The sequence below is a fragment of the Nocardia sp. NPDC003345 genome, assembly GCF_053589395.1.
The window spans coordinates 1-8,109 of the sequence record NZ_JBSFRU010000305.1; the positions used below are offsets into that span (position 1 = coordinate 1).

General features: G+C 69.3%; 7 protein-coding genes and 2 tRNA genes. 5 read left to right on the plus strand and 4 right to left on the minus strand.

Going from position 1 to position 8,109, the window contains the following annotated elements; genetic code table 11:
- The coding region (locus ACWDU1_RS25830) for an MMPL family transporter (RefSeq protein WP_450002309.1) at positions 1-1,812 on the plus strand (1,812 nt) is incomplete at its 5' end.
- 134 nt (positions 1,813-1,946) lie between these two features.
- Here ACWDU1_RS25830 and ACWDU1_RS25835 read toward each other — a convergent pair.
- The 3 genes from ACWDU1_RS25835 to ACWDU1_RS25845 form a co-directional block, all read right to left on the minus strand.
- Positions 1,947-2,666, minus strand: coding sequence for a maleylpyruvate isomerase family mycothiol-dependent enzyme (locus ACWDU1_RS25835; RefSeq protein WP_450002311.1), 720 nt, complete (start codon positions 2,664-2,666; stop codon positions 1,947-1,949).
- Between the two features lie 67 nt (positions 2,667-2,733).
- Entirely contained in the window at positions 2,734-3,150 is a 417-nt protein-coding gene (locus ACWDU1_RS25840) for a very short patch repair endonuclease (protein ID WP_450002313.1), read from the minus strand.
- Positions 3,151-3,175: 25 nt separating this feature from the next.
- Positions 3,176-4,309 (minus strand): DNA cytosine methyltransferase, encoded by a 1,134-nt coding sequence (locus ACWDU1_RS25845; RefSeq protein ID WP_450002315.1) that lies wholly within the window; start codon positions 4,307-4,309, stop codon positions 3,176-3,178.
- Between the two features lie 310 nt (positions 4,310-4,619).
- Here ACWDU1_RS25845 and ACWDU1_RS25850 point away from each other — a divergent pair, with 310 nt between their 5' ends.
- A complete protein-coding gene (locus tag ACWDU1_RS25850; protein WP_450002317.1) occupies positions 4,620-5,684 on the plus strand; it encodes an alpha/beta hydrolase in 1,065 nt (354 codons plus the stop codon).
- A 208-nt stretch (positions 5,685-5,892) separates the two neighbouring features.
- Here the strand turns inward: ACWDU1_RS25850 and hisC are convergent, their stop codons facing one another.
- On the minus strand, positions 5,893-6,969 hold the full coding sequence (gene hisC, locus ACWDU1_RS25855; protein WP_450002318.1) for a histidinol-phosphate transaminase: 1,077 nt from the start codon (positions 6,967-6,969) through the stop codon (positions 5,893-5,895).
- Between the two features lie 94 nt (positions 6,970-7,063).
- Here hisC and ACWDU1_RS25860 point away from each other — a divergent pair, with 94 nt between their 5' ends.
- From ACWDU1_RS25860 to ACWDU1_RS25870, 3 genes are all read left to right on the plus strand, one after another.
- Positions 7,064-7,801: a dienelactone hydrolase family protein gene (locus ACWDU1_RS25860; protein WP_450002319.1), complete on the plus strand. Its 738-nt coding sequence runs from the start codon at positions 7,064-7,066 to the stop codon at positions 7,799-7,801.
- A 93-nt stretch (positions 7,802-7,894) separates the two neighbouring features.
- Positions 7,895-7,984, plus strand: a tRNA-Ser gene (locus ACWDU1_RS25865).
- A gap of 36 nt (positions 7,985-8,020) precedes the next feature.
- Positions 8,021-8,093, plus strand: a tRNA-Arg gene (locus ACWDU1_RS25870).
- Positions 8,094-8,109 lie beyond the last annotated feature (16 nt).

Here is an 8,109-nt window from a genome sequence, read left to right on the forward strand (position 1 = left end):
TCGATGCCGAGCTTCTCCGATGTGACCGATGAGCATCGCCAGGCCGCCGAAGCCATCGCCCAGCAGGGCCGCAACGCGGGCCTCACCGTGGAACTGACCGGCGCCATCGCCCAGACCCAGCCCGAGAGCGGGCAGGCCGAGATGATCGGTATCGGTGTCGCGCTGGTCGTCATGATCATCGCCTTCGGCGCCATCGTCGCGGCGTTCGTCCCGATCGTCACCGGCATCGTCGGCGTGGCCTGCGCCGGGGCGCTGATCCTCACCGGTACCTCGCTGACCGAGGTACCGACGTTCACCCCGATCCTGGCATCGATGATCGGCCTGGCGTTGTCCATCGACTACGCCCTGTTCATCGTGTCCCGGTACAAACACGAACTGGTTGTCCAGGATTCACCGGAAGAAGCCGCGGGCGTCGCGGTGGGCACCGCGGGGTCGGCGGTGGTCTTCGCCGGTCTGACCGTGATGATCGCGCTGCTCGGCCTGTCGGTGGTCGGTATCGGCTTCCTGACCATGATGGGTATCGGCGGCGCGATCGCCGCGGTGTTCGCCGTGCTCGCGGCCATCACCCTGCTGCCCGCACTGCTCGGCGCCATCGGCCGGTTCCTGTTCAAACCCAAGCTGCCGCTGGTCGCCCAGCACGATCCCGAGGACGACGATTCGGTCACCAACGGGATGCGCTTCGCACGGGTCATCGCCCGGGTACCGGTCCTGACGCTGATCGCGAGCGCCCTCGTATTGGGCGCCCTGGCCGCACCCGCGACCCAGCTGAACCTGGGCCTGCCCGGCGGCGACAGCATGCCGGAGGATTCGTCGGCCCGTAAGGCCTACGAGTTGCAGACGGCCGGCTTCGGCGAGGGCAAGAACGGCACCCTGGTGGTGGCGGTGGATCTCTCCGCGACCCCGCAGGATCAGCGTGACGCCGCGCTCACCGCGCTGCGCGACGAACTGGCCGGCTTCGACGATGTGGATTACCTCAGCGTCGCCCAGCCCAGCCAGGACGGTCAGGCCGCACTGTTCCAGGTGGTGCCCGAATCCGGTCCGAACAGCGCCGCGACCCAGGATCTGGTGGAGCAGGCCCGCGACGCCGAAGCCGGTCTGAAGGACCGCTTCGGTATGGAATACGGCATCACCGGCCAGACCGCCATCTACGCGGATGTGAACAGCGTTCTGCTGACCAGCATCATCCCGTACCTGGCCATTGTCGCGGTCGCCGCGTTCATCCTGCTGCTGCTGGTGTTCCGCTCGATCCTGGTGCCGCTCACCGCCGCGCTCGGCTTCCTGCTGTCGATGGCCGCGACCTTCGGCGTGACGGTGCTGATCTTCCAGGAGGGCGCCTTCGGCCTGGTGAAGGACACCCACCCGATCATCAGCTTCCTGCCCATCGTGCTGATCGGCCTGGTGTTCGGCCTGGCCATGGACTACCAGGTCTTCCTGGTGACCCGGATGCGCGAGGAGTACGTCCACGGTAAGGACCCCAAGGAGGCCATGGTCAGCGGCTACCACCACGGCGCACGCGTGGTCGCGGCGGCGGCGGTCATCATGATCTCGGTCTTCGGCGGGTTCATGCTCTCGCCGGATATCACCTCGAAGTCGATGGGCTTCGCGCTGGCGGCCGGCGTTTTCTTCGACGCATTCCTGGTCCGGATGGTGCTGATCCCGTCGCTGCTGGCGCTGCTGGGCAAATGGGCCTGGTGGATGCCCGCCTGGCTGGATCGCATCCTCCCGGATATCGATGTGGAGGGCACGAAGCTGCGCGAACTGCAGGAGCGTGACCGGAAAGCGGCGGTCCGCTCGGAGCCCGCGGGGGTCTGACCACCGCTACCCGGCACCGCGAACGAAACCGGCCGGCGTCCTCACCGGGCGCCGGCCGGTTTTCCGTTGCGGAGCTGCGCCGCCGCGGCCCGGCGGCGGGTGGCGGCCCGCGCAGGACCGGGCGCGGCGCCCGGTCAGCGCCAGGCGGGTAGCTCCGGCAGTGGGCCGGTCAGCGTCGCACCGTCATCCCGGCCGAGCAGCCAGGCGAGCACTATCGCGCCCGGACCCGCCACCACCGGACCTCCTTCGCTCGCGCCCACCACGGCCGCGAATCCGGAATCGGTGGCCCGAATCCCGAATCCCGCCGTCCCGGGCCGCTTCCCGAGATCGGCGGCGGCTTCCGCCAGCAGTTCGGTCACGAAATCGGCCGGCCACCGCTCGGGGGTGTAGCCCGCGTCCAGGTCGACGTGATGGATCAGCAACTCCTGCAACCGCATCCACGGAATCCTGGTCGCTGGCAGCGGCGTGCCCTGCCTGGTCCGGACCTCGGACTCCCATTGCCCGGCGGTGAGCACCCGCGTCATCCCGGCCAGCCGTTCGGCCGATTCGACGAAATCGGCGCGCTGTTCGGTGAGCGGTCGCGGTGCCCCGAGCTCGATATCGGCGTCCCGCAGTTCGGCGCTGGCGTATTGCGGTGTCTCCACTCCGGTATGCGCCCAGAGCAGCAGGTTGACCAGGCTGTCGGCATTGCGGGAAAGATGCGCGAGCACATGGCCGCGGGTCCATCCCGGCAGCGTGGACGGGGCGGCCAGGGCCGCGTCGTCGAGCGCGTCCACGGTGGCGAGCAGGTCGGCGTTGGCCGCGGCCACCGCGGTCATCCGCGCGGTGAGCTGGTCGATCAATTCGCTGGGCACGCCCCGACACTAGCGCCGTGAGCCGGCGTCACCCCAGCGGTTTCCCGCCCCCGGCCACCGGCCGGCCTCAGCGCCCGAGCGCCGCCTGCACCCGGTCGGCCGCCGCCAGTGGATCCTCGTGTTCCCAGATCCGCACCACCTGCCATCCGGCCGCGATCAGCGCGGCGTCGGTGGCCCGGTCGCGCGCGACATTGCCCGCCAGTTTCTCCGCCCACCAGTCGGCGTTGTTCTTCGGGTCGGTGGCATGCTGCGGACAGCGATGCCAGAAGCAGCCGTCCACATAGACCGCGATCCGCCGCCGCGGGAACACCAGATCGGCCCGCCGCCGCTGCCCCCGGATCGGTGCGCGGTCCACAAAGTACCTGATCCCGCGCCGGTGCAGTTCCCGCCGCAGCGCCAGTTCCGGGGCGGTGCCCGCCCGCCGCTGCCGCGACATCCGCGCACTGGTCGCCGCATCGGTGGGCGGCCGGTAACCGCCGCTCATGCCGTGCCCTCCGGCCGGGCGCCGCTCATGCCGCCCAACCCCCCATTCGGTCCAGGTGGGCCTGCACGTCGTCGAGGAAACCGGCGGGGAAGCGCAGCGTCCCCATTCCGGTGCGCCGCAGGAAACCCGCCGTGGCGCGCGCCGACAGCAGGCGGGTGTCGGTGAGGAAGAGTTTCAGATCCTCGTAGGGCCGGTGTACCGGCCACGGCGAGAGCGGGACCTCGAACACCTGACCGGAATGCCCCCACGCCGCCCCCGGCCACGGACTCCCCGACGGCAGCGGGATATGTCCCGGTATGGGTTCGCCCGGTTCCCGCAGCCGGGATCCGACCCACTCCGCCATCCGCACACTCACCGCGTTGCCCACGAGTTTCCACCGCTGTCCCGGCCGGAATCCGGGCACCTCCAGCGCGGGTTCGGTCCATCCGGGTTCGAACCCCTGGAGTCGTTCGCCGTCGGTGATCCCGGGGGTGACGATCTCTCCGGACGGCAACCGCACCGCCGGCGCACTGGGAATCCCCAGACCCGAACCACCTTTCAGAGTGGGCACCGCGTTGACCACCCAGCCCAGCCCCCGGACGCCCTCGGTCCAGTAGAAACCGCACGGATCGAGATCCACCGACCCGAGTAGTCGCGGCCCCGCCTCGTCGGCGAACAACACGCTTCGCGGGTCCTCGGTGCGTGATGCCACCATCAGCACCCGGTTGCGGCGCTGCGGCAGCCCGAAGGCGCGCGCGTCCACCACCCGGTAGGCCCAGGTGTAACCGAGTTCGTCCAGTGCGGCGGTGATATGCCGCATGGCCGCACCGCGACCGAGTTGCAGCATGAAGGGCACATTCTCGACCAGCAGCCACCGCGGCCCGCGTTTGCGCCGGACCAGCCGGAACACCTGGTCGACCAGACCGGACCGGGTGCCGGTGATACCCGCGGTGCGGCCCGCCTGCGAGAGGTCCTGGCACGGGAAGCCCGCCGCCACCAGATCGGTATCCGGCGGCAGGGCACGGAGACGGGTGATATCGCCGTGGATTTCGGCCCCCGGGAAACGCGCCGCGAGCACCGCCTGCGCGCCCGGGTCGATCTCGCACAGCAGTTCGGTGTGCCACCCGTGCCCGGCCAGTCCGAGTTCGAGTCCTCCGATCCCGGCGAAAAGCCCAACCATCCGCGCGCCCGTCACGAGGTCCTCTCCATCCGGTCCGGCTGTCGAAGGGAGGTTACTCCGCGCGCCCGGGTCGCTTTCCGGCTCCGGTGGCGACATCGCCGGCACCTCCGGTGCCGCGAGAGCCGGAGCGTGATTCACACTGCCGATCGTTGTGATTCGCGCCACCGAACCGCCGGGCGGATAGGTGCGTCGATTCTCACGCCATCAGATCCATTCCGCTGCAAGAAGATAGAAACCCGCAGGTAAAAGGCCATATTTCTGATGTACGGGGTCCCCGGCGGAACCAGGCATATCTGGCAGGATGGGCGCCATGAAGTGTCGTGCAGGACTGGCCACCGTGATCACGGGCGCCCTCGCCCTGTCCGGCGCGGTCCTGCCCGGCGTGGCGGAAGCGGCGCCACCGGACGCACATACCGCGCCCGCGCGCCCCGATACGGGTTCCGCCGAAGACCCCGGCCCGGTGGAGAAGGCGGAACCGGTCCGCGCGCCCCGCGCCGCGATCGTGGGCACGGAACCGGTGACCGATCGCCTGCAGCGCGTCTTCGTCGACTCCCCCGCCATGCACCGCACCGTCCAGGTCCTGGTGCTGCAACCGGCCGACCGCAGCAAACCCCGGCCCACCGTGTACATGCTGGACGGACGCAGCACCCAGCCCGACAGCAACAACTGGCTCGACCGCGGCCGTGCCGCCGAGTTCTACGCCGACAAACCGGTGAACGTGGTGTTCACCGTCGGCGGACCGGCCAGTTTCTACACCGACTGGCAACGTCCCGACCCGGTACTGGGCGTCAACAAATGGGAAACGTTCCTCACCGAGGAGTTGCCCCCACTACTGGACGCCGCCTTCTCCGGCAACGGCCGCAACGCCGTAATCGGCACCTCCATGGGCGCCGAGGCGGCCATGATGCTCGCGATCCGCAAACCGGAGCTGTATTCGGCCATCGGCGCCCACAGCGGCTGTTTCTCCACCGGCACCGATCTCGGCCAGGCCCAGGCACGCGTGGTGGTCTCCACCTATAAGGGCGATCCCGAGAATATGTTCGGCGCCCCCGAGGACCCGGCCTGGCTGGCCCACGACGTCACCCTGCACGCCTCGGAGCTGCGCGGTAAGGCCCTCTATCTCTCGGTGGGCAGCGGCCGGCCGGGCGTACACGATGTGCTCGCCAACCCGGAGACCCCGGTGAGCGTCCTGATGGGCGGGCCGCTGGAGGCCGCCACCGATTTCTGCACCCGCCGCCTGGCGCAGCGTCTCGACACCCTCGGTATCGAGTACACCGCCAACTTCCGCCCGCAGGGCACCCATTCCTGGCCGTACTGGGCCGACGAGCTGGTCACCTCCTGGCCCACCATCGCGGGCGGGCTGGGCCTGAACTGAGCTGTAATTTTGGAGCGGCTTCGCCGCTCGAGGTTCGGCCCTCCTGAGCGTCTGCTGTCAGCCCTCGAGACTCGTGGCTTCGCCACATGCGCTTCGAGGGCTGACAGCAGACGCGGGCCGAACCCTTTATAAACCTCGCCGGACTCGGCACCGAGGACGCTCGCCGGTCTGAGGCCCTTTCACAGTTCGGTGAGCGGGGAGCGGGGCCTCACTGCGCGGCGAAGCGGGCAACCGTCTCAGGGGCGGTGGCGAACCGCAGGAAGAGGTCGTTTTCGTGCGGGTCGCCCGCGGTGACCCGCACGCCCTCCCCCGCGAACGGGCGGATGAGCACTCCGGCGGCCGCACTGGCCTCGGCGAACTCCGTGGTCGCGGCGTCGAGCGCGATCCAGACGAAGTTCGCGTGACTGCGCGGCACCCGGTACCCGGCCACCACCAGCTCCGCCCGGATCCGCTCGCGTTCGGCGATCACCGTCTCGGTGCGCTCGAGCAGTTCGTGCCGGGCCTCCAGCGAAGCGATCGCCGCCGCCTGCGCCACCCGGCTCACACTGAACGGGATATGCACCTTCAGCAGCGCCGCGATCACCTCCGGCGCACCGACGGCATACCCCACCCGCAACCCCGCGAGCCCGTAGGCCTTGGAGAAGGTGCGCAGCACAACCACATTGGGGCGGGTGCGCCCCAGCTCCACCCCGTCGGGATGGTCGCCGGGCAACCGCAGGTATTCGTAGTAGGCCTCGTCCAGCGCCACCAGCACCCCGGCGGGCACCCGGTCCAGGAACCGTTCCAGCTCACCCCGGCCGAGCGCGGTGCCGGTCGGATTGTTCGGGTTGCAGACGAACACCAGCCGGGTGCGCTCGGTGATGGCCGCCGCGAGCGCGTCCAGATCGTGCACATGGTCGGCGAGCGGCACCGTCACCGCGGTCGCGTTGCCGACCTGGGTGATGATCGGATAGGCCTCGAAGGACCGCCACGCGTACAGCACCTCGTCGGCCGGATCCGCGCAGGTGATCTGCACCAGTTCCTGGCACAGCGCCACACTGCCGCAACCCACCGCGACGTTCGCCGGGGTGACACCGAGAAACTCCGCCAGGGCCGCTCGTAGTTCGCCGGACTGGTTGTCCGGATAGCGGTTGGCCAGTTCCACCGCCTCGGCCACCGCTTTGCTCGCGGCGGGCAGCGGCCCGAGCGTGGTCTCGTTGCTCGCCAGTTTGACCGCGCCGGGATGGCTGCGGCCGGGAACGTACGCCGGAATGGAATCGAGGTCCGGCCGGATGTGCGCGGTCACGTATCGAGCTTAGTTCCGATCTCGATCGGGCCACGTTCGGGCTGTTCACCGAAGGAATCTTTCCGGCCCGCGGATATCGCCCTACGCTGGGAACATGGCGGGCACTTACGACGATGTCGCCCTGCTCAGGCGCGGGGAAACGGATACGGACGGGCACGTTCGGGAACCGGCGGGAGCCTCGGCCGGGGCGGAGGCCGGTGTGAGTGTGCCCATCACTGTGATCGAGCCGGACGGTTACGCAAGGGGCGGAATCGTGCTGTTGCACGAGGCGCGGGAGTTCACCGGAACGTTGCTGGAGTTCATGCGGGCACTCGCGGGCGAAGGCTGGCTGGTGGTCGCGCCGAATCTCTTCCACCGGGCCACCGCCTCGTCGGCCGGGGTGTTCGGCGAGGAACTGTTCGAAGATTTCGACGCCTGCTTCGACTGGCTCACCCAGCACGGAGTGTTCCCCGACTGTATCGGCGCCCTCGGCTTCGACACCGCCGGTACCGCCGCCCTCCTGGTGGCCACCAACCGGCCCATCGGCGCCGCGGTCAGCGTCGCCGCCCCCGGTATCACCACCCCGCTCACCGACCAGGCCGAGGCGCTCGTCGCCGCCGTCCCCCGCCTCCAGGCCCCCTGGCTCGGCCTCTTCGGCGCCGAACCGAGCACCCCTGTCGAGGACATCGATCGCCTCCGCGACGCGGGCGCCGAGGCCTCGGTCGCCAGCCTCGTGGTCACCTACCCCGGTCTCCTGCACCGCGCCGACAACCCCGGGGAGGACGACGACTCCGAGGAACTCATCGACTCCCGAACCCGCATATTCGACTGGTTCGACAGCCATCTACGCTGATCTACCTGCCGTTTTGCAGGTTGGGGATCTGCTCGGGTAACCTTTCTGCTCGGCGGTTCCGAAGGGACCGGTGCCCTCGCTTAGAAGGCTCCAGGAGGCGTGCCAGAGCGGCCGAATGGGACTCACTGCTAATGAGTTGTCCCTTCACGGGGACCGGAGGTTCAAATCCTCTCGCCTCCGCCACGCCCGGTTCACCGGGCGACAACTGAATACGCGCATGCGCCCGTAGCTCAACGGATAGAGCATCTGACTACGGATCAGAAGGTTAGGGGTTCGAATCCCTTCGGGCGCACAAAGATCGGCCCCCG

Coding starts and splice junctions, on each gene's coding strand:
- ACWDU1_RS25840 (WP_450002313.1), bottom strand. CDS start 3,150: ATGAGCGGCGGTTACCGGCCGCCCACCGATGCGGCGACCAGTGCGCGG.
- ACWDU1_RS25845 (WP_450002315.1), bottom strand. CDS start 4,309: ATGGTTGGGCTTTTCGCCGGGATCGGAGGACTCGAACTCGGACTGGCC.
- ACWDU1_RS25850 (WP_450002317.1), top strand. CDS start 4,620: ATGAAGTGTCGTGCAGGACTGGCCACCGTGATCACGGGCGCCCTCGCC.
- ACWDU1_RS25860 (WP_450002319.1), top strand. CDS start 7,064: ATGGCGGGCACTTACGACGATGTCGCCCTGCTCAGGCGCGGGGAAACG.